The following is a 24158-nucleotide window of genomic DNA, read 5'->3' on the forward strand; positions in this document are numbered from 1 at the left end:
GTGTCTTGAGGACAAAACCCTCGAGCTACCAGAAGGATTTGACCTCAATTCAAAGTCATGAGGTCAAATCTCCTTAAGCCGCCAGAAGGATTCGTCACGTGTTTATCACTCTTAGCTCGAAGGTTCTTTTTATCTCTATCGTACCTCTAAAAGTTGTTGGGACACTGCAAATGCAGCTTCAGTTTTTTGTTTCACTTCCTCGACTGTTATGCCGCTAGCTGTTTCAATGAGCACCATTCCATCTGGTGTAAAATCAAAGACGGCAAGATCGGTAATGAGACGATGTACCACTTGCTTACCAGTCAGTGGAAGAGTACATTCTTTCTTAATTTTCGATTCACCATGTTTGTTGACGTGTTCCATAATCACGACAACCCGTTTCGCGCCATTCACAAGGTCCATCGCCCCGCCCATTCCTTTGACCATCTTTCCTGGAATCATCCAATTCGCCAAATCACCATTTTCAGATACTTCCATGCCGCCAAGGATTGCTAAATCGATATGACCGCCACGAATCATCGCAAAGGATTCAGCGCTATCAAAAAAGGAAGATCCAGCAACGGTCGTAATCGTTTCTTTTCCTGCATTAATCAAATCAGGATCTTCCTGACCATCAACCGGGTAGGGACCGATACCGAGCAGTCCGTTTTCCGACTGTAATAATACGTTGAAATCCTGTGGAATCTCATTCGCCACAAGTGTCGGCATTCCGATTCCAAGGTTCACATTCATTCCATCTTTAATTTCCTGAACCGCTCTTTTCACAATGGTTAAACGAGTGTCTCTCATTTTCATCCGCTCCTTTTTATCGAATTATGCCTGAACAACTGTCCGACGTTCAATCCGCTTTTGATAGTTGGTACCAAGTAAAATACGCTGTACATAAATACCTGGTGTATGAATTTCATCTGGATCTAACTCGCCCGCTTCGACGATTTCTTCGACTTCAGCAATTGTAATTTTACCTGCCATCGCTGCGAGTGGATTGAAATTGCGTGATGTTTTCCGGTAAACGAGGTTACCTAGCGTATCTGCTTTCCAGGCTTTCACAAGAGCGAAGTCCCCAACAATTCCGCGTTCAAGCAGATAGGTTCTTCCATCAAATTCCTTCACTTCTTTCCCTTCAGCAATCGGGGTTCCAATACCTGTTGCTGTATAGAAACCTGGGATCCCTGCACCGCCAGCTCGTATACGCTCAGCTAAGGTGCCTTGTGGAGTCAATTCCACTTCAAGTTCACCACTTAAAAATTGCTTTTCAAAAATTTTGTTTTCGCCAACATACGATGACACCATTTTCTTAATTTGCTTGTTTGCTAGGAGGAGCCCTAAACCCCAGTCATCGACTCCACAATTGTTACTGACTACTGTTAAATCCTTTGTTCCTTTTTCAACCAAAGCATGAATTGCATGCTCTGGAATGCCGCATAAACCAAAGCCGCCGACAATTAACGTAGCACCATCCTGAATATCTGAAACCGCTTCCGAAAAAGAAGAAAACAATTTACCTTTTTTCACAACTATCGCCTCCACTTATTCTGAATATTCTATTACCTAAAAGTTTACAGGCTGTTTATTTATAAGTAAAATACATAAAAGGAATAAATAGTATGAATATCTAGAATAAATGGAGGAACTAACTTGGAACTTCGTGATTTGAAATCATTTATTGAAGTGGTCATACATCAAAGTTTTACAAAAGCGGCTGCTCATTCCTATCTTTCACAGCCTTCTTTCAGTAAGGCAGTGAAAAAACTAGAAGAAGAATTAGAGGTAGAATTGTTCGACCGATCAACCCGCCACTTACGGTTAACCGATGCAGGCCAAATTGTGTATGAGCAAGCACAAAAAGCATTGGAGTCCTTGAATGAGATCACCATCCTGCTTGACGATTTAAAAAACGTGGTATCAGGTGAAATCAAAATAGGTATTCCGCCGCTGATTGGTACATTGTTTTTTCCAAATATCGCAAGACAGATACAAGAAACGTACCCTAACCTCTCCCTGCATTTAGTAGAACGTGGTGCAAAATTAATCGGTCAGCTCGTTGAAAACGGACAGGTTGACCTCGGAATTGTCGTTCTTCCAGCCGACACATCAAAGTTTAATGTGCATCCGTTTATCACAGATGAATTTGTCCTCTATGTACATAAAAAGCACCCGCTGGCAAAAAGAAGCATCGTTGGGATTAGCGAGTTAAAAGACGAGAAGTTTATTCTTTTTTCAGATGAATTTACATTGCATGACTATATTAAAAATGTTTGTTTAGAGGCAGGGTTTATACCTAAAGTTTCCTATCAAAGTTCGCAGTGGGATTTAATCGTCGAACTTGTTTCCTCAGAGTTTGGCATTACACTGCTGCCAAAGTCTATTTACTCGAAACAAAATAACCCCAATGTTCAAATCGTTCCATTAGCAGAGCCAACATTACACTGGAGACTGGGCATTATTACAAAGAAGGAGGCATATCACTCTTATGCCTTGAAGGAAGTTTTAAAGATGTTCTAGAATGGAGAGGCCATATTTATTTTGCAAAAAAATTTGTAAAAGGCGATTTCAGTTCGTGACTGAATCGCCTTTTTTATTTAGCATGTCACCCTATAGGTAAAAATTTCCTCAACTTTTAAACGATTTTACTAAAATGATCTTCATAATTCCTATATATATTACCTTGCCATAAAAATATATGACTTGAGGTTAGGTATCCTATAAAACAAGCTTTATTACCAGAATTCCAAGGGATTAACTGAGAATTCAATATATATGAAAGTATAATTTTATCATTATATAAAAATTGATAATTACAAATATACGAAAATATTTTTAGTAAAATTATATATGAAAGCATTTACTTTTAGTAAAACTGATATTATAATAACCCTATAAACTACTAGGAGGGATAGAATGAAGGTTCAAAAGAAAATGAAATTGTTTTTCCTTTTTACTATTATAGCCACACTGCTTTTATCAGCTTGCAGTTCATCATCTGATACGAACGGAGAGAAAGCTGAAGATGGAAAGGTTAAGTTAAGGTTTGCGACTTGGGATGTTGGAGATGACGTAGATCTGCAGCAAAAATTAATTGATCAATTTAATGCGGAAAATAGCGATATTGAGGTAGTTTTAGAAGCTTACGGCGGTGATTATGATACAAAAATTACTGCAGGTATTGGTGCGAAGGACGCCCCAGACATCATGTATATGTGGAATTATCCTCAATATAAAGATGCACTTGAACCGCTTGATTCTTATATAGAAGATAAAGGTGAAGAGTACAAAGGAAATTTTTATGAAGCGTTATGGAACTATAATGCGGTTGATGGTGATGTCTACGGACTACCTGTAGGTTATACAACACATGTTGTTTACTACAATAAGGATTTATTTGATGAAAAAGGTATTGAGTATCCAAAGGCTGGCTGGACATGGAAAGACCTTCAGGAAACAGCTAAGAAGCTGACAGATAAGGATAAGAAGATTACTGGTTTTGCATTCCCAGGAAAACCGGATCCATATGATTTTGAAATGTATTTATGGGGCAATGGTGCTTCTTATGTCGATAGTAAAGGTAATTTAGACGGCAACATAAATTCTAAAAAAGCAATTGAAACTTTTACTATGTTCCAAAACATGTTGAAAGATGAAATTGCTATCACCACAGAAGGCTGGGGTGATACAGAATTCAAGACCAACCGAGTAGGTATGTTTATTAATGGTGCATGGTATCTTGAAGCGTTTAAAGAGGCTGGAATTAACTATGGTGTTGTTGAAATCCCATCGTTTGGTGATAAACCGAGTGCAAGTATTGTCAGCTCCTCTGGTATTGCAATGTCAAAGGATTCTAAGCACAAAGAAGCTGCATTTAAATTTATGGAGTTTTGGACAGGGGAACAAGCAAATAAAGAAAGACTTTCTTTCGAACTTCCGGTATTAAAAAGTGTTGTTGAATCAGAAAAACTCCAAGAGGATCCGATCAAAAGTGTCTTTTATTCTATGCTTGAACAAAGTGAAGGCTATAACCCTACATCATTTGTAACGGATGACTGGAGTAAGTTGTCTGATGATCTAAGCTTAGTCTTTGAAGAAATCTTTAATCCAAGTACACGTGTCGACCCTAAAGAAGCTTTAAATAGTGTAATTAAGTAAAAATATAATTTGGAGTATATCAGGTGAACAACCTGATATACTCTCATTTAAATCTGATTTCAATAGGTCAAAACCATTTAAGAGGGAAATATGTTTACTAAAAAAAACAAACAAAAGAAATTTACATTAGTTCGTAAAAGAGTGCCCTTTCTATTTATACTACCGTGGATTATTGGCTTTATCGTTTTTACATTAGGACCTTTAGTTTTTTCATTGATTATGAGTTTGTTTGATTGGCCCATTGCGGGTGAAGCCAAATTTATTGGCTTCGATAACTTCAGTACTATGTTTACTGCTGATCCCCAGTTCTATGATTCTCTTTGGATTACCTTGAAATTTGCACTCATCTTTGTTCCATTAAACCTCTTGGTTGCTTTAGTGCTAGCACTGCTAATCACTCAGCCTATCAAAGGGATTAAGGTATTCAGGACCATCTTCTATTTACCGGCTGTAGTATCCGGTGTAGCTGTTTCGATTATATGGGGTTGGATGTTTAACTCAGAATATGGAGTTTTAAATTATATATTGTCTTTACTAGGTATCGAAGGACCAAACTGGCTGATTGATCCAAAGTGGGCGATCGTAACCATTGTGATTGCAAGTGCTTGGGGTGTTGGTTCGATGATGTTAATCTTCTACACAGATATTAAAGGAATTCCTCATGAAATGTATGAGGCTGCTTCAATCGATGGGGCAGGTCCAATTAGGCAATTCATTAGTATTACGATTCCTACTATTACACCAACTATTCTTTTTAATGTCATTACTTCTGTTATTGCGGCATTACAGCAATTAACATTGGTACTCCTTTTAACGGGCGGGGGACCATTAAAATCTACTTATTTCTATGGATTATTTGTCTATAATAATGCCTTTAAACATCATGAACTCGGCTATGCGAGTGCAAACGCTTGGTTTATGTTTATTATCATTCTTCTATTGACGATGTTAATCTTTAAGTCTTCGTCTGCTTGGGTATTCTATGAAGCTGAAGTTAAAAAGGAAAAAAAGGGAGGTAAAGGAAAATGAAGCTGACGCGAAAATATAAATTCATCATGTATAGCATTCTTGTTCTGTTTTCCCTTTATTTCCTATTTCCTTTTATCTGGGCATTGATTACTGCGCTTAAAACAGAAGGGGAAGTATTTAGTTTTCCACCAAAGTTTATCCCTGATGTACCACTATTTAGTAACTTTATGGATGCTTGGAATAGCCAGCCGTTTGGAATTTATTTTAAGAACTCCATGATTGTTACGGTGTTAACGACCATTGGGCAGCTTATATCCTGTTCATTAGTGGCATATGGCTTTGCCAGGTACGATTTTAAATACAAGAACTTTCTGTTTATTTTGCTTTTGTCCACGATGATGATTCCGTGGGATGTAACGATGATTCCACTTTATATGGAATTTAACTTATTTGGCTGGATCAATACATTGAAGCCATTAATTATCCCGGCATTTTTTGGGTCTGCCTATAATATCTTTTTGCTCAGGCAGTTCTTAATGAACATTCCGAAAGATTTAGAAAATGCAGCGAGAATTGATGGAGCAAACGAATTTCAAATTTTTTATAAAATTTTCCTGCCTATCATGAAGGCACCTTTAACGTTAATTGCTGTATTAAATATCATTTTGGTTTGGAATGACTACTTAGGTCCGCTCATTTATTTAAATGACCAATCTAAATATACAATGGCACTTGGTTTAGCATCATTCCAAGGTGTTCATGAGCTTCAAATTATCCCTATTATGGCGATGACACTTGTGATGATTATCCCGCCAGTAATCGTTTTTGCCTTTGCACAGAAATATATTGTTGAGGGTATAAGCGGTTCCATCAAGTAAAAAAGTTCGGAGGAAGATGTAATGCAACGTGAAATGAAAAGATGGGAAAATATCCATCTAACGGCACTAAATAGGCTTCCGGCACATACTGATTTTTACAGATATCGTGAGCTTACTGAAGCAATCCAATTAAATAAAGAACAGAGTAAAGGATATATGTCACTAGACGGGAACTGGAAATTTTTATTCCTAGAGGCACCTGAATTTTCACCAGAAGACTTTGAAGCGGAGAACTTCGAAATCAATCACTTAGATGATATCGAAGTACCGTCTTGCTGGCAGTTAAAGGGTTATGGAAATATGCATTATACCGATGTGTTATATCCGTTTCCGATTAATCCGCCATTTGTACCGCAGGAAAATCCAACAGGAATCTATTTCAAGGATATAACTTTGGAAGATATAAAGCTAGACGAAAAAATCATCGTGAAATTTAATGGTGTTGATTCTGCCTTTGATCTCTATGCGAACGGTCATCATGTTGGCTTTAGTAAGGGTTCACGGATGCCGTCAGAATTTGACTTAACCCCGTATCTTCGAGAGGGATCGAATCGATTGACTGTTAGAGTGTACCAGTTTTCTGATGGAACCTATCTAGAAGATCAGGATATGTGGTGGCTTTCTGGTATTTTTAGAAGTGTAGAATTATATCGACTGAATGAAAACACGCTGCAGGATGTCTATATTGAAACCTTGCCTGATGAGGATTTCAAAGATTTTACATTCAAATTAAAGGGCAGGTTTTTAACGGCAGATGTTACTAGCTTGAACGTGAAGCTGCTGCAACAAGATACAGAGATTGATTGTTTCCCTGTTGAAATTGTGAATGGTGAATTTCAGGCAGTAAGGGAAATGATTGACCCGTTATTATGGAATGCCGAAGAACCGAATCTATACATGGCTGTCCTCGAGTATCGGTTACCAAGTGGCGAAGTAGAGTTTATTCCACTAAGATTTGGAGTCAGATCGATTGATATTACGAATAATGAAATTAGACTAAACGGAAAAAGGATTTTCTTTAATGGCGTCAATCGTCATGACTTTAATCCAAGGATGGGCAGGACGGTTACCTACGAGGATATGCTTCAGGATGTACTCTTAATGAAGAAGCATAATATCAATGCAGTCAGAACGGCTCATTATCCAAACAATGATATTTTCTATGACCTTTGTGATGAATATGGACTCTATGTAATTGATGAAACTGATTTAGAGTGCCATGGCTTTGAAAACACGGGGAATTATAATTGGATTAGTGACAATGAATTATGGGAGAAGCAGTACGTGGACCGGGCAGTCCGAATGGTAAAAAGGGACCGAAACCACCCGAGTGTAATTATTTGGTCCTTAGGCAATGAATCTGGTCAAGGTAGAAATTTCACTGCTATGTATCAAGCAATCAAGGAAATTGACTCTACTAGATTGGTACATTACGAGGGAGATCGTCATGCAGCTTACAGTGACATGTATACGACGATGTACACTAGATTAAAGGCTCTTGAAGAAATCGGGCAGGATGCTGAAGGGAAAAAACCGCATATCTTATGTGAATATGGTCACGCAATGGGTAATGGACCTGGAGGCCTGACAGAATACCAAGAAGTCATGAGAAAATACCCGCGCTTACAGGGTGGATTTGTATGGGAATGGTATGACCATGGAATTGAAAGTGTGGATGAGGATGGAAATATCTATTATCTCTATGGTGGAAATTACGGAGATTTTCCTACGAACGGAAACTTCTGCATCGATGGACTGGTATTCCCCGACCGGACGCCATCCCCAGGTCTAATTGAATACAAAAAGGTGATCGAACCGATTGTTACGGAAGCAGTAAACCTTAATCAGCTTAAGATTCGGTTGAAAAACAGATTTGATTTTAGAAATCTGGAAGGTATCAAGCTGCATATTAAGGTAGAATCATTTGATCAATTAATAGATGAAAAGAATATGATACTTCCAAATATTCCTGCACAAGAAGAGATGGAAATGGTGCTGCCATTAAATCTTGAGGAAGCCTTAAAATATGATGATGTCCGGATAAAATTAAGTTATTTAGAACCAGAGAATACTTTATTTGCAAATGAAGGTCATCTCATCACTAGTGAAAGTTTTTTACTCGAAGCGACAAAGGTGAAAAAAATGGTGGTAAGTAAGCGTGAGGGTGGAACAACGATTTCGATTGAGGAAAATTTTGGACAGCTGCGATTAGAAAATGAGCATTTTAAAACTGTTTTTTCAAAGATTCATGGCGTCCTCGTATCCCATAGATTAAATGGCGAAGAAATTATCGAAAAAGGACCTGAACTTACACTTTGGCGAGCAGTTATTGATAATGACATGTATAAGAAGGATGCTTGGATCAATAAATACTTCCTAAAAAATGCAAAGGAACAATTGGTCTCCTTTAATTATCAAATGACAGAAGAATATGCAGATATTGAAATCAATAAATACCTATCGAGTGTCAATCAAGCATGGGGCTTTCATTTGACTTATCATTATCGAATTACCCAGGAGGGTGTGTTAAATCTTCAATTAAAAGGCACAAAAATTATTAGAGGGCTAGAGGTTCCTGAATTACTTCCTAGAATCGGAATTACGATGCATGTAAACAAAGAGTATAATGATGTTACATGGTATGGCAGGGGAGATTCAGAAAGTTACCAGGATAGCAAGAGAAGTCAAAGCATTGGACTTTATCAAAAGCATGTGGAGGAAATGCATACCGATTATGTCTATCCGCAGGAGAATGGTTCAAGATGTGATACCTCTTTCTTAGCCCTAACGAAAGGAAATCAGTCTATTCTTTTTAATTTCAAAGAAATGAGAGATTTTACGATTCATGATTATGAAACAAGTGCATTAGAAGAAGCGACGCACCGTGGGAAAATAAAAAAGTCTCCGTTCAACGTGTTGACGATTGATTATCGACAGAGTGGACTTGGCAGTAACAGCTGTGGTGAGGAGCAGCTTCCAGCTTATCGGGTTGGTGTTGAAGACTTTGAAATCCAGCTGGAAATCAGAAGTATTCAACGAAATAATCTGGTGGAAGAGAGTAAATATTTTAGAGCTCGATAAAATATCTCTTAATTTTTCTAAAAAGTAACAAAGTTTAAGAAAAGAGCCATTTCAAAAAGCAGGGAAACCACCCTGCTTATTTGGAATTATAGCTATTTATGAGGTGAAATGGGATGAAATTAGATATTACAGAAATACCATACTCCAGATTTGGATCCTATTTTTGCATCTCTCAAGAAAAGGATTCTGGAAATGTTTATATCAGAGATGTTCACGGCGGCGATGATGCCCCGTCCCAACTTTTTCAAGTCGATATCGTAGTAGATGGAGTTGAAAGAGAATACGAAGTACGTGCTTCGGAGATTTCCCTGTCCTTCTATTTAAAAGGGACTTCTACACGTGTTGCAGAAATGATTCTGCCTGAAGAAGATGAACTCCATATTGAAGTGCAGGATGCAGAACTTCGGTTAAGAGCAACAAAAGGAAAATATGATACATTAATGGAATTAGAAGATGGGATGTACGAATACCACATCTACCCGAAGGAATTAAAATTAATGATTGTAAACCTGAATGGCAGGATGTCTGTCGAGGCCCCATGGAATATCATTGGAAACGATTTTATCGACATGCGATTAAGAAATGGACAATTCGTCATTGAAAGCTATCGAACGGTTTATCAAAAAAAGAATTACCTTCCTTTTAATAAAGGAAGAGACCAGGTTGAGCGGCTCTATCAGGAATGGTTTAACAAGATGAAAAAAGGATATGAAGAAACGCATTATCTGCCTTCAGTGGAAAGAGCTTCCTATATTACATGGTCGAGCGTCGTTCATCCGGATGGACTGTTGATGGATTATGCGATGTATATGTCTAAGCTGTGGATGTATAATATTTGGTCATGGGACAATTGCTTTAACGCATTAAATTTAGGGGAAGCTTACCCTGAATTAGCCTTTGCCCAATTAAAGATATTCATGGACACCCAAGATCAATCTGGTGCTTACCCAGATTTTGTCAATGATAAATTTATCTCTTATAATTGTATTAAGCCGCCGATTTTTGCTTATGTCTATGAGCAGTTAATGGAAAGAAATGATTATTTTAAAGAAGCACACCGACTGAGAGCGGTTTACGAGTCTACTAAAAAAGTAATGAGCTACTTTGATACTTACCGGACATACTCAGAAAGGCTGCCACACTATAAACATGGAAATGATTCCGGCTGGGATAATGCCTCTTTATTTCATGTGGGAATGCCTGTCGAAGCCCCGGACCTTGCTAGTTTTTTAATTCGAACCTATGATATTCTCTCCTCTTTCGCGGAAGTTTTAGGTGAAAAAGCGGAAGCAGAAAGATTTAAAGAAAAAGCAGATTCTTTGTTTACTCTTTTACTGGAAAGACTGTATGATGAGGACGGCTTTTATGGACGTGTTGGTAAAAATGCTGAGAAAATCACGATTCGAACAAGTTTAATCCTCAGGCTGCCGGTAATCATTGGCTATCGTTTGGATAAAGAGATAATGGATCGGTTAGTGCTAGACCTTGAAGAGAACTTTGAGACTAGATATGGCTTGGCTACTGAAAGTATCACGAGTAACTATTACAAAGAAAATGGATATTGGCTTGGACCAATTTGGGCGCCAGTTACGTATCTGTTTATAGATTCCTTGAAACGTTATGGATACGAACAGGCTGCCAATCGTCTAAGGGATAAATTTCTTAATCTTACTCTTGTTGGCGGAATGGCTGAAAACTTTGATCCACTCACTGGAAAAGGGCTCGTCGATACATCCTTCACTTGGACTTCGAGCGTATTTCTATTGTTATTAGAAGATAATCTTAGGGGTGATTAGATGCAAAAATATTTTGGAGAACTAGCCCTTACGATTACCGCAATCATATGGGGAAGTGGATTTGTTGCCAGTGCAATCGCCCTGGAACATTTTACACCCTATCAAATTTTAGCAATAAGATTTTTAATTGGGGCCATCATTTTAAGTGTTATTTTTCATAAACGACTGAAAAGTATTAATAAAGCCACTATTATCCAAGGTGGTATTATTGGTGTCTTTTTATATTTGGCCTTTGCGCTTCAAACCGTGGGCTTGCAATATACGACACCATCCAAAAATGCCTTCTTAACGGCTGTGAATGTCGTGATTGTTCCATTTATAGCCTTTGTGATGTATAAGCGAAAAATCGATATGTATGAACTAACGGGCGCTGTTTTAGCGATGATAGGCGTAGGGATATTGTCACTTAAGCTTTCTGCTGAAGTCAATATCGGAGATTTGCTGACACTGGGATGTGCATTTGGTTTTGCTTTTCATATCTTCTATACCGCAAAATATGTGAAGGATTCAGACCCTGTGTTATTAACACTAATCCAAATGATGACCGCTGCGGTTATCGGTATAATAGTTGTTCTTTTCAAGGGAGAAACCTCTTTTGCTTTCCAAAAAGAAGGTGTATTCTCAATTTTATATCTCGGTGTTTTTTCAACTACGATTGCGTATTTATTACAAACTGTTGCTCAGAAAATGATAACAGAAACAAAAGCTGCCATTATTCTTTCAACAGAATCTTTCTGGGGTATGGTATTTTCTGTGGCGATCTTAGATGAAGCGATGACGATAAAAATGGTGCTGGGTGCTATCCTTATTCTGATTGCGATCATCATATCAGAAACCAAATTACCTTTTTTAAAAAAGAATAAATTAAAAGAAATTACTTAAATAACAAGTAGGTAGGGAGAAATAATGGCCACGATAAAAGATATAGCCAATTTAGCTAATGTTTCAATCACTACTGTTTCAAGAGTATTAAATTATGATGAAACATTAAATGTTTCGCCGGAAACTAGAAAGCGGGTTTTTGAAGCGGCGGAGGAGTTAGCCTATGTGGTGGCTCCGAAGAAAAAGCCAAAGAGTAAATGGAAAATAGGGCTATACGATTCCTTCTCTCTCGAAGAGGAGTTAGTAGATACTTATTACTTGTCGATAAGGGTTGCTTTAGAAAAAAAGTTAAAAAGTAAAAGCATCGATTTTTTCAGAATCGACAAGGAAGGAAACGAATCAAATCTCAATAAAATTGATGGAATCCTATGTCTTGGAACCTTCAAAAGCAAGGATATTGAAAAAATTAGAGGTTTTAATAAACCCTGTGTCTTTGTTGACTCGAATCCGGACGAATATTATTTTGATTCCGTTGTAATTGACTTTAACTCTGCCACCAGAAATGCTCTTAACTACTTAACTGAGCTAGGTCATGAGAATATTGGCTTTATCGGCGGAGTAGAAACGGATATGTATGGAAATCGATTTAAAGATTTAAGGCAGGACGTTTTTGAAAATTATTTAAAAGGAAAAAATATTTTTAAAGAGGAATTGGTAAGAATCGGCGGATATGATCCAAAGGATGGTTATACCAATTTAAGAGAAATGTTACAAGCCGATCCTAAACCAACAGCCGTATTTGTTGCGAATGATACCATTGCAGTGGGTTGTTATAAAGCTGCCTATGAACTAGGAGTTAAAATACCCGAGGAACTAAGCATTGTTGGTTTTAATGATGTAGCTACAGCAAAATATATGGTTCCTCCTCTTACGACGGTCAAACTCTACACGGAAATCATGGGGGAAACGGCTGTAGACTTACTAATCGAACGGCTTTCCTCGAAAAGGGAAGTTAGTAAAAAAATCACGATTAATACGAAATTAATTATAAGAGAAAGTGCTTCTGTACCTCAGAAGAAATAAAGTTAGATTGGGGTGCTGTGCACTCCTCTTTTTTTCTTTAACCCATTTTGTTTCACAAGGTGGAGAAAATTATTGAAGAATTTTACAAAAAAAATTAAAAACTATTCATTTCGAAGCATTCGTACAAAAATGGTCCTTTTTTTCCTCATAGTTGCCCTGTTTCCATTACTATTATTCGGTTTGTTATCCTATGGAAAGTCCTCTGAGATTGTGAATAAACAATTTAATGATTATGAGCAATTTGCTGTTTCTCAACTCAACGAACAAATTGAAAATATTTTTGAGCAAATGTATGTTGTATCAAAAGATATAAATCAGTATTTATCAGATCCCACCTTAGTCATATTACAGGAGGAAATCCCTAGAACATATACTGGGTTTATTGAAATCAAAAACTTTGAAAGATATCTAGAAGCACATAAAACCTATGACACAAAGGGAATCTATTTGATTACGAATACAGGTTATTATTATGGAAATAGTCGATTGGATATACATAAACTCTTCAAAAAGCCATTTTGGAAAGAGATTAATAGCTTAAAAGATGGAGATCTCTGGATAGGGTTTTATAATACTGATCATTATTTCACTGGTAAAAAGGATGAAAAGATTATCGGGCTTGTTTTTCCAATTGAAAGTGATTTTGGGGTATTGAAAGGAAGTAAACTTTTAGTTGAAACAAATGCGGAGGAGCTGTTCTCTTACATTGGTTTTCTGGAAAATGATCTTCACGCTTCTATCACGCTTAAAAATGGTAAGAATCAAGTTGTCTACAAGACAAAAAATACTCAGAAGGAATTGACTACAGACATTATCTGGAATAACCACTTTGAAGCCTACGGATGGGATATCCATATTCGTATCCCTAAAGAATATTATTATCAATCATCAACCGTGATTTTACGTTATACGATAGCGGCCATTTTATTTTCCATCATCCTTGTATCCGTGCTTGCCGTCGTTTTCTCAGTTCCGCTGACGAGAGGAATTAAAAGTCTAAATTCCTCGATGAAGCGAGTCAGTGAGGGCAATTTAGATACACAGATACCCATAAGATCTAATGATGAATTAGGAATTTTATCTCAAAACTTTAATGTTATGGTCAATCAAATCAAGGAATTAATCGAGAAAATCAGCATGACAGAACGTCTAAAAAGGCAGGCAGAATTAAAGGCTTTTCATTATCAAATTAACCCTCATTTATTATTTAACACCTTAAACTCAATCCAATGGAAGGCAAGGTTATCAGGAGCAAAGGAAGTCCAAGGGATGATCTACCATTTAACAGAGGTTTTACATGAAAATTTAAATTTTGCAGATGAATTAATTCCATTAAAAAAAGAACTCAAGACAATCCAACATTACTTGAAGGTCCAAGAGATACGATATGGTCAAACATTTGAATATATAGAGACGATTCATCCCGAATGTCTGGACTATTTAATCCCTAGGATGTCACTCCAGCCACTGTTTGAAAATATCTTTTTCCATGCTTTTGAAGATGGCCGAGGTAGAATTGAACTAGAGGTCACCGCACAACCTGGGTATCTAGAACTTACCTTAACCGATAACGGCAAAGGAATGAATAAAGAAACCATGGATAAGCTTCTCGATCCGAACCATCAGGGTGTAAATGGGAGAGGAATCGGTGTTTATAATGTCGATCAACGGATAAGGCTTCACTTTGGAAATGAGTATGGACTATCAATTGAATCAGTTGCGGGTATGAAATCAAGCTTTCGCATTAAATGGCCGAAAAGGAGTTAATGTTGATGATAAAGGTATTAATTGCAGATGATGAACTCATTGTTCGAAAGGGATTAATGGCAACGGTCGACTGGAAAAAATTTGGTATGGAAGTAATTGCAGAAGCGCCTAACGGCCAAAAAGCCTGGGAGCTCTTTCAGCAGTATTCCCCTGAACTCGTCATAACAGATATTGTCATGCCTGTTATGACTGGAATTGAACTTGCCAGAAACATAAAACAATATTCCCCCACTACTAAAATATTATTATTAAGCTGCCATCGAGACTTCTCTTTTGCACAGGAGGGGATAAATATTGGTGCTTCAGGCTATATCCTGAAAACGGCCTTTAGTGACCAACAATTTGAAGAATACCTTGGACGCATTGGGAATGAAATTAATCATACCAATATTCAGCATTCCTATGATTCATCCTATCTAGCAAAGGAATTCTATGAATGGTTATGTGATTTTGATAATTCCTTTCCCAAGCTAGTGGAGGAACTGTTTTCAAACGAGTGGAAATGGATGGTGAATCCTTATTATATTTATTTAATAAACGGACTAAATAGCATCGATACGATTCAAAAGAAAATGTATCGTGGAGAAAAACCATTTACTATAATACCTTGCGGGCATGAACAAGCCTTTATTTTTATTTTGGAAAAGTCAAAAGCAGATTTTGAACATCTTTTAGTTGAAGCTAGAAGTAAAGATCCCTCCACGCGCTGGATGGTTCATGGCCCAAATCGAGGAATGAAGGAATGGATGGATGGAGTGACAAATCTTTTTCATAGGTTTAAATTTGAAAAACAATTTAAGGTTTCAATGGAGGATTGGCCGCTTCCCATTCAAAAGGCTGTTCAAATCATGATTCAAGAGTTAGATCAATCTTTTTCATCAAGCTATATTGCAAGGGAAGTGGGCTTAAGCCGGAGTCATTTTAGCACTATGTTTAAAAAAACAGTTGGAGAAAGTTTTATTACCTTTATAGAAAAGCTGAAAGTCAAAGCTGCGTGTGAACTTCTTGAAAATACTTCACTTCCTTTACAAGATATTGGTGAAAAAATAGGCATTCAGGATGGAAAGTATTTTAGTAAATGGTTTAAAAAATGTATGGGTAGAACACCTTCGGATTACCGACAAAACAAAAAGGAGAATGTAAGATAACAAAATTCCCCTTTATACCTTATTTCGAGAAAATTCAAACAATAGTACAAAAAGAAGAAGATGATAGTAAGTTCTAGGCCGCTTTCATTCAAGTTATAATGAAAGCGGTTTCTGATATCTGAAGGAAAAAGAGGAACTAGTGATGAGTAAATTCAGGATAACTGTTCTGGCACTGATTTTAGTTGTTATGGCTGCCTGTTCAGACCAACAATCTAACAGCAGGGCTGAACAAATTAGGAAGGAAACCAATGAAATAATCGTTCTTCGTTTTGCAACTTGGGATTCAGGAGAGGCACTAGAAATTCAAGAGGCCATTGCTAAAAAATTTGAAGAAAAACATCCATTTATCAAGGTGCAGCTGGAGGCATATGGTGATGAGTTTGATCAAAAACTGGCTGCAGCATTCGGTGCTAAAAATCCTCCGGATGTTATGTATATGTGGAACTTTCCAGCCTATTTTCAATCACTTGAACCGCTTGAAAATTTTATTAGAAGAGACCCTGCTATCGACTTGAATGATTTTTATCAAGGTCTTTTTAACTATTCTACTATGTATCGAGAACTGTATGGGATGCCAGCCGGTTTTACCACAAGGGTAATCTATTATAACAAGGATTTATTCGATGCAGCAGGTATTCCATATCCAAAAGACGGATGGACATGGGATGACTTTAGGAGTGTGGCAAAGAAATTAACGAATCCTGCTACCCGGCAGTTTGGATTTGGGGTAAGACCAGAACCCGATACATTTGATCTTCAAGGGATTGTTTGGAGTAATGGTTCAAGCTTCATTAGTGAGGATGGAAAGAAAATCGACAGCTACATGAATAGCCCAGAAACCATTGAATCTATCAAAATGTTTGCAGACATGGTAAAGGAAAAAAGTGCTGTACTTGTTGGAGGTAAAAATCAACAAAGTGGTGAAGAGTTTTTTAAAAAAGGCAAGATTGCCATGTGGGAAAGCGGCATTTGGCCATTGGAAAAGTTCAAAAAAGCAAAGGTAAACTTTGGAACAGTTGAAATGCCTGCATTTAATGGAAAACCTGTAAGAGGTATTATTTCTTCTTCAGCGATTTCGATTGCAAAGGACTCAAAAAATAAAGATGTAGCCTGGGAATTTGTGAAGTTTTTCTCCTCTCCGGAAGCGATAAAAATGAGAACAGCAGATTTACCTGTCCGTATCAGCATGGTGAAAGAGCTGCAAACAGATCAAGACCCATTAATGGGCCCATTCTACAAAATGCTAGAAAGAGCAAATGCTACACCAGCATATCTTCTGACCAAGAATTGGGATGAAATTAATCGAAATTTATCTTCCGCAATAAATGCCATCATGCTAGAACAGGATGCGGAAGAATTATTAAACAATGCTGTCATAGATTCAGAGAAATTTATAGGGCAGTAAAAAAGGATTTAAAGATTTTCTACTATAGATTAAATCAATTTTTACCAGGAGGTATTAAAATGATAACTCAAGATTATTTCGGTTTAGAAGACAAGGTGTGTGTTGTAACTGGTGGAGCATCAGGGATTGGATTAGCTGCTGCAACACTTTTAGCTGAAGTGGGCGCTAAGGTGATTATGGTAGATATTCATCAAGAAAACGGTCAAAAGGCCGCAGCTGAATTACAGAGGAAAGATTATCGGGTGGAATTTTTACAATGTGATGTAAGCAATGGAAACGATTGTATTGCCGTAAGAGACCATATCGAAACCAAATACGGTACCATCGATGTCCTTTTTAACAATGCTGGTGTTATCAGAAGAAAAACAGTTGTTGATTTAGAAGAGTCGGATTGGGATTTGGTCATTAATGTCTCCTTAAAAGGAATTTATCTCCTTTCTAAATATTTAATTCCTCTTATGGCTAGAGGAGGCGGTGGAAGTATCATTAATACCGGCTCTGGCTGGGGAATAAAAGGTGGAGACCAGGCAGCGGCTTATTGTGCTGCAAAAGCTGGAGTCGTGAATTTAACGAAGGCGATGGCAATTGACCATGGCCCGCAAAATATTCGTGTGAACTGTATTTGTCCGGGCGATACCGATACTCCATTATTACGGGATGAAGCGAAGCAATTACAGGTGAAAGAGGATGAATTTTTAGTATCCTCTGCAAAAGGCCGGCCGTTAGAAAGACTTGGAACACCTAGGGATATTGCCAAGGGAGTTTTATTCCTTGCAAGTGACTTATCAGAGTGGGTAACAGGTACAGATTTAATTGTTGATGGCGGCGGTTTAGCTTAATTTTTTGTGAAATTTAGAATTTAACACTTACTATTTGAACTACAAGGAGGCAATTTTTATGTCACAAAAGGTACACCCTTATATTCCAAATATGGTGCCAGAAGTAAGAAATGAGATGCTAAAGGTGATTGGCGCTGAATCGCTCATGGAACTCTATTCAGGCATCCCGGAAGAGCTGCAGCTTAAGGAAGATTTAAAGCTCCCGCCAGCTTTAACGGAGTATGATCTAAGACGCCATATTGAAGGAATTCTAAATAAGAATACAAGTACAAAGGAATATCTAAATTTTTTAGGAGCTGGCTGCTGGCAGCACTTTGTTCCCGCTGTGTGTGATGAAATTAATCAGCGTTCAGAGTTTTTAACAGCCTATGCGGGAGAACCATATGAGGACCATGGACGTTTTCAGGCGCTGTTTGAGTATCAAAGTTTACTAGCTGAACTAGTAGATATGGATGTGGTGAACGTTCCAACCTTTGATTGGGGGCAGGCAGCGGCTACTTCAATTAGAATGGCAGCCCGAATCACCGGGAGAAAAAAAGTCTTATTAGCAAAGACTGTTGCACCTGAGCGAAGCAAAATTATCATCAACTATGGAACACCTGAATTAGAATTTGAGTTTGTACAATTTGATACGAAATCGGGGGCAATGGTTTTAGAAGACTTACAAGAAAAATTAACACAAGAGGTTGCTGCTCTATACTTTGAAAATCCATCCTACCTTGGATTTATTGAGGCGCAGGGAACAGAGATTTCGAATCTATTAAAGGCAAACGGAACACTGATGGTAGTAGGGGTCGATCCGATCTCTCTTGGAGTTCTGGCACCACCAAGTCATTATGGAGCTGATATCGTTTGTGGTGACCTTCAGCCGCTTGGCATGCATATGAATTACAGCGGCGGTCAAGCTGGCTTCATTGCATCACATAATGATGTGAAAGTTGTCAGTGAATATCCATCCCGATTGTTTGGTATTGTCCCTACGGTGAAAGAAGGTGAATACGGCTTTGGAGATGTAGCCTATGAACGAACCTCATTTGCTCAAAGGGAAAATGGAAAAGAATCCGTTGGAACACAGACAGCACTATGGGGCATTACAGCCGGAGTCTATTTAGCTTTACTTGGACCAAATGGTATGCAGGAAGTAGGCAAAACCATTATGCAAAATAGCCAATATGCAGCTCAAGAATTGAATCAAATCGCCGGTGTAACAGGCTCACGTTTAAATACAGCCTACTTCAAAGAATTTATCGTCGATTTTAATCAAACCGGCCTTTCAGTTGAACAAATTAATCAAAGATTGTTAGAAAAGAAGATTTTTGGTGGAAAGGACCTCTCACAAGAGTTTCCTGAGTTTGGTCAATCAGCATTATTTTGTGTAACCGAGGTTCATACAAAAGAGGATATCGATTATTTGGTTCAAGCCATTAAAGAAATTTTAGCGTAATGATTGAAAGAAGAGAGGAGCAATCGAGATGAAAAAAATTCAACGTACAAGTAAGACCCGGGATTTTCACCAAGCAAAATGGAATGAACCGATTATTTTTGAACTTCATCAGCCAGGGGAAAAGGGCGTGGAGCTGCCACCGGTAAACGAGGATATTGCATTAGCAGTAGGAGATGGAACATCTTCCATTCCAGCAGCGATGCAGAGGCAGAGTAAGCCTAATCTCCCTGAAATTGGTCAGGCTCGGGTGTTAAGACATTATTTAAGACTATCTCAAGAAACCCTCGGTTCGGACTTTAATGTAGAAATTGGTCAAGGAACCTGCACGATGAAGTACATTCCAAAAATTAACGAATTATTAATTCGTGACCCGAAAATGATGGAGCTTCATCCCTTACAGAATGAAGAAACCGTTCAAGGAATCCTTGAGATTTATTATAAGCTGGACTTATGTATGAGAGAAATTTCAGGAATGGATTATTTCACCTTCCAGCCAAGCAGTGGAACGCAGGCACTGTTTGCGATGGCTTCCATCGTCAGAAAATATCATGACCAAAAAGGGGAAGGGGACCAGCGGGATGAAATCATCACGACAATTTTCTCTCACCCTTCCCAGGCAGCAACAGCAGCCGTAAAAGGCTATAAAATTATTACCTTGCATCCTGATGAAAACGGCTTCCCTGATATTGAAAAATTAAAAGCTGCGGTGTCAGAGCGAACAGCAGGTTTTGTTGTGGCAAACCCTGAGGATACAGGTATTTTTAATCCAAAAATAAAAGAATTTACTGATATTGTCCACCAGGCAGGCGGCCTTTGCTTTTACGATCAGGCAAATGCGAATGGCCTTTTAGGAATCACAAGAGCAAAAGAAGCAGGTTTTGATATGTGTTTCTTTAATCTACACAAAACCTTTGCTGCACCGCATATGTGCGGCGGACCTGCCACTGGTGCGCTTGGTGTGACGGCAGAATTAAAAGAGTACTTACCGGCACCAATTGTTCATTATCAGGAGGGTAAATATCTGCTCCAGAACGATTTAGAGCATTCCATTGGAAAGGTTCGCTCTTTCCATGGTGTAGCTCAAACGGTATTGCGTGCCTATGCCTGGATTCGTGCACTTGGAGCTGACGGCATTAAGGAAGTAGCAAAAACGGCTGTGTTAAATAATAACTATATGTATCACAAGGTTTTAGCGATTCGCGGGGCGAGTGCACCGTATGTCAAGGGACATCGACTTGAACAAGTCCGTTACAGTTGGGAGCAGCTAACAAAAGAAACCGGGGTAACAACAGAAGATATTCAGTTAAGAATGACTGATTTCGGTCTTCATTACTGGACTAGCCACCATCCTTATATCGTGAAACAACCGTTTACCCTTGAGCCAACAGAGTCTTATTCAAAAGAGGATTTAGACGAGTATATCAACGCACTAGAGCAAATCTCAAATGAAGCATATGAAAACCCAGAAATCGTCAAAAGTGCCCCGCATACTAGCACCATTCACAAAATTGACGAGCAAGATTATTTGGATCATCCAGAGAAATGGTGTATCACATGGAGAACTTATTTGAAGAAAACAGAAGCATTTAAACTAGTTAAATAGTCTTTACAAAAAAAGGGGGCAAAAAAATGAAAAAGTACATGTCGATTATGCTGGTAATGATTCTGTTAATACTATCTGCCTGTTCCAATAAAACAGCGGGGAATGATGAAAAAACGGGAGATTCAAAAAATCCTGCAGGGACTATCACTGTATGGGGCTGGGATGTTGCCGCCGCCACTATGGAAGCAGCAGTTAAGGGATTTCAGAAAAAATATCCTGATGTAGTCGTTAAAGTAGAGGATTTTAATAGCTCCGATTTATACGATAAGGTAACAGTAGGTCTGGCAGCACGAGGTTCGGGATTACCGGATGTTGTGTTAATGGAGGATGAACGAATTCCAGGGTACCTGCACCAATTTCCTGAAGGATTCGTAAATTTAGGAAAGCTTGGATATGACCAATATAAAGATTCATTCAATCCGGCTAAGATTGCAGCCGTTCAGAATAAAGACGGAGACATTATCGCAGCTCCATGGGACATCGGTCCAGCAGGAATGTTCTACCGAGTAGATTTCTTTGAAAAAGCAAATATTGATCCAAATTCTATCCAAACATGGGATGACTACATTGAAGCAGGGAAGAAAATTAAAGAAGCTACTGGTGCACAGTTATTACCAATTGATATACCGAACTATGATGGTGTCTTTCAAATGATGATGCAGCAGCAAGGACTTTCTTATTTCGATAAGGACGGGAAAATTTCCTTGCAATCAAAGGAAGCAATCCAAGCTATGGAAGTAATCAAAAAGCTTCATGACGAGGATCTAATCCTAAACAATAAAGGATGGGATGGAATTGTAACCGCAACGGTAAACGGAAGTGTTGCCACCGTACCTTATGGTGTCTGGTATGCAGGTACGATCATGGACCAAGCACCTGATCTAAAAGGGAAATGGGATGTATTTTATCTGCCAAGCTTTGAGGAAGGCGGAACTAGATATGCAAACGTAGGAGGATCATCTGTGTTGATCCCTTCATCAAGTAAAAATCAATCTGCTGCCTATGCCTTTGTTGAATTCTTTACAACAGATCAAGAATCCCAATTGTTAGGCTTTGAAAAATATGGGCTTTTTCCTTCCTTAAAGGAAACGTATAGCAATCCAATCTTTACAGCTAATAGCGAGTACTTTAATAACAGTCCAATTTTCAAAAAGTTTGCTGATATTGTTGATCAAGTGCCACAAATTAACGTAAACGAAAACTTTGCAAAAGCAACCAGTCTTACGAGTCATGCACAAGCAGCCATTTTACTTGAAAACAAATCGGTTGAATCTGGATTAAAAGAAGCTCAACAACAATTGGAAAATGAAATAAAATAGTAGATTTTAAAGAGTTATAGAGCTGAGTGTTCCCAATATCCTCAGCTCTCTCTTATTCTAAAATCTAAAAGGCAGGAAGGTGGCTCGGTTGGAGCAAACAGAAAAAGTTGTAAATACGAAACCAAACTTTCGAGTCAAATCGAGAAAAAGTTTATTAACTCCTAAAAATGTTCCATATGTTTTCATCGCACCAGCAGTGCTGTTAATTTTGATATTTACCGTTTATCCCGTGATTTTTTCATTTATCTTAAGCTTTCAAGAGGTACGTGGTGTAGAGAAATCATTTGTGGGTTTTGCCAATTATACACGATTATTTCAAGACCCAGTTTTCTATAAATCTCTTTTAAATACGTTTCAAATTTTGATTGTCCAGGTTCCCATCATGCTCTTTCTCTCTTTACTGATTGCAGTGGGTCTCCACTCTTCTATGTTAAAAGGGAAGGCGTTTTTTCGGATCTCTTACTTTATGCCCGCCATCACAGCGCTCGTTGCTGCATCGATCGTTTTCATGATTTTATTAGATGAGCATTTTGGTCTTGTTAACTATTTATTGTCTTTTGTCGGTATTGAAGCCATACCGTGGTTAACAACTCCATTTTGGGCAAAGGTCTCCGTCATCCTTGTTATGACTTGGAGATGGACAGGATATAATATGGTGATTTTTTTGGCTGGACTACAGAATATTCCATCTGAATTATATGAAGCAGCAAGTATTGATGGAGCCAGTAAAGTAAAGCAATTTTTCATGATCACGATTCCTCAGTTAAAACCTGTATTTATTTTTACTGTAGTCATGTCAACCATTGGCACGCTTCAGCTATTTGATGAGCCGTTTATTTTAACACAAGGCGGACCAAATAATGCCACAATGACCATCACACTTTATTTATATGAAGCAGGCTTTAAATTCTTTGACTTTGGATATGCATCCGCGATTGCTTATGTTCTTGTCATCATCACGGCAATCATCTCATGGATACAAATGAAACTGGCAGGTGATGAATCATGATACATTCTAAAAAATTATCCTCGAAGGTTGGGGTGTATTGTTTATTAATTGCAGGTGTAGTCATATCTATTGCACCATTTTATTGGATGCTAGTCGGTTCTACCCTGCCTTCAGGAGAGATTTTTCGTCTGCCTCCTAAACTTCTGCCAGGCGATTACTTAGCACAAAACTTACAATCACTAAATGAGTCATTAGGGTTTGCTAAAATCTTTTGGAATTCATTATTTATTGCCCTTGTTTATACATTGGTTAGCACGCTTATTAGTTCAATGGCTGGGTATGCATTTGCAAAATTTACTTTTAAGGGTAAGAACTTTTTCTTTTTCATTATATTATGTACATTAATGATTCCTTCTCAGGTGACATTGATTCCTCTATTTGAAATGATGGTTACCTTTAATTGGTTAAATACGTATCAAGCGATTATTTTACCGACACTTGCTTCTCCTTTTGCGATTTATTTAATGAGGCAGAATATGAAGTCGGTTCCAGATTCGATTATTGAGGCTTCCCGAGTGGATGGGGCAGGGGAATTAAAAATATTCTTCACGGTTATTTTGCCAGTAACAAGACCTGCAATGGCTGCCGTTGCTATTTTTCTCTTTATGTCTCAATGGAATAGCTTACTCTGGCCGCTTATTACGTTAAATTCGAAAGAAATGTTTACTCTGCCGGTTGCTTTGTCTAGTTTAATTGGAATGGCACGCATTGATTATGGTCAGTTAATGTTAGGAACCACCTTATCTACGGTTCCCATTATGATCTTTTTCCTTTTGCTGCAAAAGCATTTTATTTCTGGGATTTTAGGCGGAGCTGTAAAAGAATAAATATAAGCCAACTGCAGTAAAGAAA

The 24158-nt window shown here is 38.0% G+C and carries 19 protein-coding genes; 17 read left to right on the forward strand and 2 right to left on the reverse strand.

Annotated features, from left to right (window positions below; genetic code table 11):
• Positions 1-135: 135 nt before the first annotated feature.
• Entirely contained in the window at positions 136-789 is a 654-nt protein-coding gene (locus BANA01_RS04785) for a CoA transferase subunit B (RefSeq protein WP_063251915.1), read from the reverse strand.
• Positions 790-813: 24 nt separating this feature from the next.
• The gene (locus BANA01_RS04790) at positions 814-1515 is read right to left on the reverse strand and encodes a CoA transferase subunit A (RefSeq protein ID WP_063251916.1); all 702 of its coding nucleotides are present in this window, start codon (positions 1513-1515) and stop codon (positions 814-816) included.
• Positions 1516-1638: 123 nt separating this feature from the next.
• Here BANA01_RS04790 and BANA01_RS04795 point away from each other — a divergent pair, with 123 nt between their 5' ends.
• The 17 genes from BANA01_RS04795 (at position 1639) to BANA01_RS04875 (ending at position 24133) form a co-directional block, all read left to right on the forward strand.
• On the forward strand, positions 1639-2505 hold the full coding sequence (locus BANA01_RS04795) for a LysR family transcriptional regulator (RefSeq protein ID WP_063251917.1): 867 nt from the start codon (positions 1639-1641) through the stop codon (positions 2503-2505).
• Positions 2506-2901: 396 nt separating this feature from the next.
• Positions 2902-4143 (forward strand): ABC transporter substrate-binding protein, encoded by a 1242-nt coding sequence (locus tag BANA01_RS04800; RefSeq protein WP_063251918.1) that lies wholly within the window; start codon positions 2902-2904, stop codon positions 4141-4143.
• A 90-nt stretch (positions 4144-4233) separates the two neighbouring features.
• A complete protein-coding gene (locus tag BANA01_RS04805) occupies positions 4234-5172 on the forward strand; it encodes a carbohydrate ABC transporter permease (RefSeq protein WP_063251919.1) in 939 nt (312 codons plus the stop codon).
• Positions 5169-5990 carry a carbohydrate ABC transporter permease gene (locus BANA01_RS04810; protein WP_063251920.1) on the forward strand — a complete coding sequence of 274 codons (822 nt, stop codon included), beginning with the start codon at positions 5169-5171 and terminating at the stop codon, positions 5988-5990. The genes BANA01_RS04805 and BANA01_RS04810 overlap by 4 nt, the downstream gene beginning before the upstream one ends.
• 21 nt (positions 5991-6011) lie before the next feature.
• Positions 6012-9071: a glycoside hydrolase family 2 TIM barrel-domain containing protein gene (locus BANA01_RS04815; RefSeq protein WP_063251921.1), complete on the forward strand. Its 3060-nt coding sequence runs from the start codon at positions 6012-6014 to the stop codon at positions 9069-9071.
• Positions 9072-9184: 113 nt separating this feature from the next.
• Positions 9185-10867: an amylo-alpha-1,6-glucosidase gene (locus tag BANA01_RS04820; RefSeq protein ID WP_063251922.1), complete on the forward strand. Its 1683-nt coding sequence runs from the start codon at positions 9185-9187 to the stop codon at positions 10865-10867.
• Positions 10868-11749, forward strand: coding sequence for a DMT family transporter (locus BANA01_RS04825; RefSeq protein WP_063251923.1), 882 nt, complete (start codon positions 10868-10870; stop codon positions 11747-11749).
• A 24-nt stretch (positions 11750-11773) separates the two neighbouring features.
• Complete coding sequence (locus BANA01_RS04830; protein ID WP_063251924.1) at positions 11774-12772, forward strand: LacI family DNA-binding transcriptional regulator; 999 nt, start codon at positions 11774-11776, stop codon at positions 12770-12772.
• Between the two features lie 72 nt (positions 12773-12844).
• Positions 12845-14539: a sensor histidine kinase gene (locus BANA01_RS04835; protein WP_063251925.1), complete on the forward strand. Its 1695-nt coding sequence runs from the start codon at positions 12845-12847 to the stop codon at positions 14537-14539.
• A gap of 5 nt (positions 14540-14544) precedes the next feature.
• The gene (locus tag BANA01_RS04840; protein WP_063251926.1) at positions 14545-15687 is read left to right on the forward strand and encodes a response regulator transcription factor; all 1143 of its coding nucleotides are present in this window, start codon (positions 14545-14547) and stop codon (positions 15685-15687) included.
• Between the two features lie 142 nt (positions 15688-15829).
• Positions 15830-17092 (forward strand): ABC transporter substrate-binding protein, encoded by a 1263-nt coding sequence (locus BANA01_RS04845; protein WP_063251927.1) that lies wholly within the window; start codon positions 15830-15832, stop codon positions 17090-17092.
• 59 nt (positions 17093-17151) lie between these two features.
• The gene (locus BANA01_RS04850) at positions 17152-17931 is read left to right on the forward strand and encodes an SDR family NAD(P)-dependent oxidoreductase (RefSeq protein ID WP_063251928.1); all 780 of its coding nucleotides are present in this window, start codon (positions 17152-17154) and stop codon (positions 17929-17931) included.
• A gap of 58 nt (positions 17932-17989) precedes the next feature.
• Complete coding sequence (gene gcvPA, locus BANA01_RS04855) at positions 17990-19375, forward strand: aminomethyl-transferring glycine dehydrogenase subunit GcvPA (protein ID WP_063251929.1); 1386 nt, start codon at positions 17990-17992, stop codon at positions 19373-19375.
• Between the two features lie 28 nt (positions 19376-19403).
• Entirely contained in the window at positions 19404-20978 is a 1575-nt protein-coding gene (gene gcvPB, locus BANA01_RS04860; RefSeq protein WP_063251930.1) for an aminomethyl-transferring glycine dehydrogenase subunit GcvPB, read from the forward strand.
• A gap of 26 nt (positions 20979-21004) precedes the next feature.
• On the forward strand, positions 21005-22297 hold the full coding sequence (locus BANA01_RS04865; protein ID WP_063251931.1) for an ABC transporter substrate-binding protein: 1293 nt from the start codon (positions 21005-21007) through the stop codon (positions 22295-22297).
• An 88-nt stretch (positions 22298-22385) separates the two neighbouring features.
• Positions 22386-23306 (forward strand): carbohydrate ABC transporter permease, encoded by a 921-nt coding sequence (locus BANA01_RS04870; protein WP_082799397.1) that lies wholly within the window; start codon positions 22386-22388, stop codon positions 23304-23306.
• On the forward strand, positions 23303-24133 hold the full coding sequence (locus BANA01_RS04875) for a carbohydrate ABC transporter permease (protein ID WP_063251932.1): 831 nt from the start codon (positions 23303-23305) through the stop codon (positions 24131-24133). Before BANA01_RS04870 ends, BANA01_RS04875 begins: the two co-directional genes overlap by 4 nt.
• The last annotated feature ends 25 nt before the right edge of the window (positions 24134-24158 follow it).

It is taken from the genome of Neobacillus niacini NBRC 15566 (assembly GCF_001591505.1).
Lineage (GTDB): Bacteria > Bacillota > Bacilli > Bacillales > Cytobacillaceae > Neobacillus > Neobacillus niacini.

What these genes read in the sequence shown, in the direction of transcription:
- BANA01_RS04785 (WP_063251915.1), bottom strand. Translation starts at nt 789, where the DNA reads ATGAGAGACACTCGTTTAACCATTGTGAAAAGAGCGGTTCAGGAAATT.
- BANA01_RS04800 (WP_063251918.1), top strand. Translation starts at nt 2,902, where the DNA reads ATGAAGGTTCAAAAGAAAATGAAATTGTTTTTCCTTTTTACTATTATA.
- BANA01_RS04805 (WP_063251919.1), top strand. Translation starts at nt 4,234, where the DNA reads ATGTTTACTAAAAAAAACAAACAAAAGAAATTTACATTAGTTCGTAAA.
- BANA01_RS04810 (WP_063251920.1), top strand. Translation starts at nt 5,169, where the DNA reads ATGAAGCTGACGCGAAAATATAAATTCATCATGTATAGCATTCTTGTT.
- BANA01_RS04815 (WP_063251921.1), top strand. Translation starts at nt 6,012, where the DNA reads ATGCAACGTGAAATGAAAAGATGGGAAAATATCCATCTAACGGCACTA.
- BANA01_RS04820 (WP_063251922.1), top strand. Translation starts at nt 9,185, where the DNA reads ATGAAATTAGATATTACAGAAATACCATACTCCAGATTTGGATCCTAT.
- BANA01_RS04825 (WP_063251923.1), top strand. Translation starts at nt 10,868, where the DNA reads ATGCAAAAATATTTTGGAGAACTAGCCCTTACGATTACCGCAATCATA.
- BANA01_RS04830 (WP_063251924.1), top strand. Translation starts at nt 11,774, where the DNA reads ATGGCCACGATAAAAGATATAGCCAATTTAGCTAATGTTTCAATCACT.
- BANA01_RS04840 (WP_063251926.1), top strand. Translation starts at nt 14,545, where the DNA reads ATGATAAAGGTATTAATTGCAGATGATGAACTCATTGTTCGAAAGGGA.
- BANA01_RS04845 (WP_063251927.1), top strand. Translation starts at nt 15,830, where the DNA reads ATGAGTAAATTCAGGATAACTGTTCTGGCACTGATTTTAGTTGTTATG.
- BANA01_RS04850 (WP_063251928.1), top strand. Translation starts at nt 17,152, where the DNA reads ATGATAACTCAAGATTATTTCGGTTTAGAAGACAAGGTGTGTGTTGTA.
- gcvPA (WP_063251929.1), top strand. Translation starts at nt 17,990, where the DNA reads ATGTCACAAAAGGTACACCCTTATATTCCAAATATGGTGCCAGAAGTA.
- gcvPB (WP_063251930.1), top strand. Translation starts at nt 19,404, where the DNA reads ATGAAAAAAATTCAACGTACAAGTAAGACCCGGGATTTTCACCAAGCA.
- BANA01_RS04865 (WP_063251931.1), top strand. Translation starts at nt 21,005, where the DNA reads ATGAAAAAGTACATGTCGATTATGCTGGTAATGATTCTGTTAATACTA.
- BANA01_RS04875 (WP_063251932.1), top strand. Translation starts at nt 23,303, where the DNA reads ATGATACATTCTAAAAAATTATCCTCGAAGGTTGGGGTGTATTGTTTA.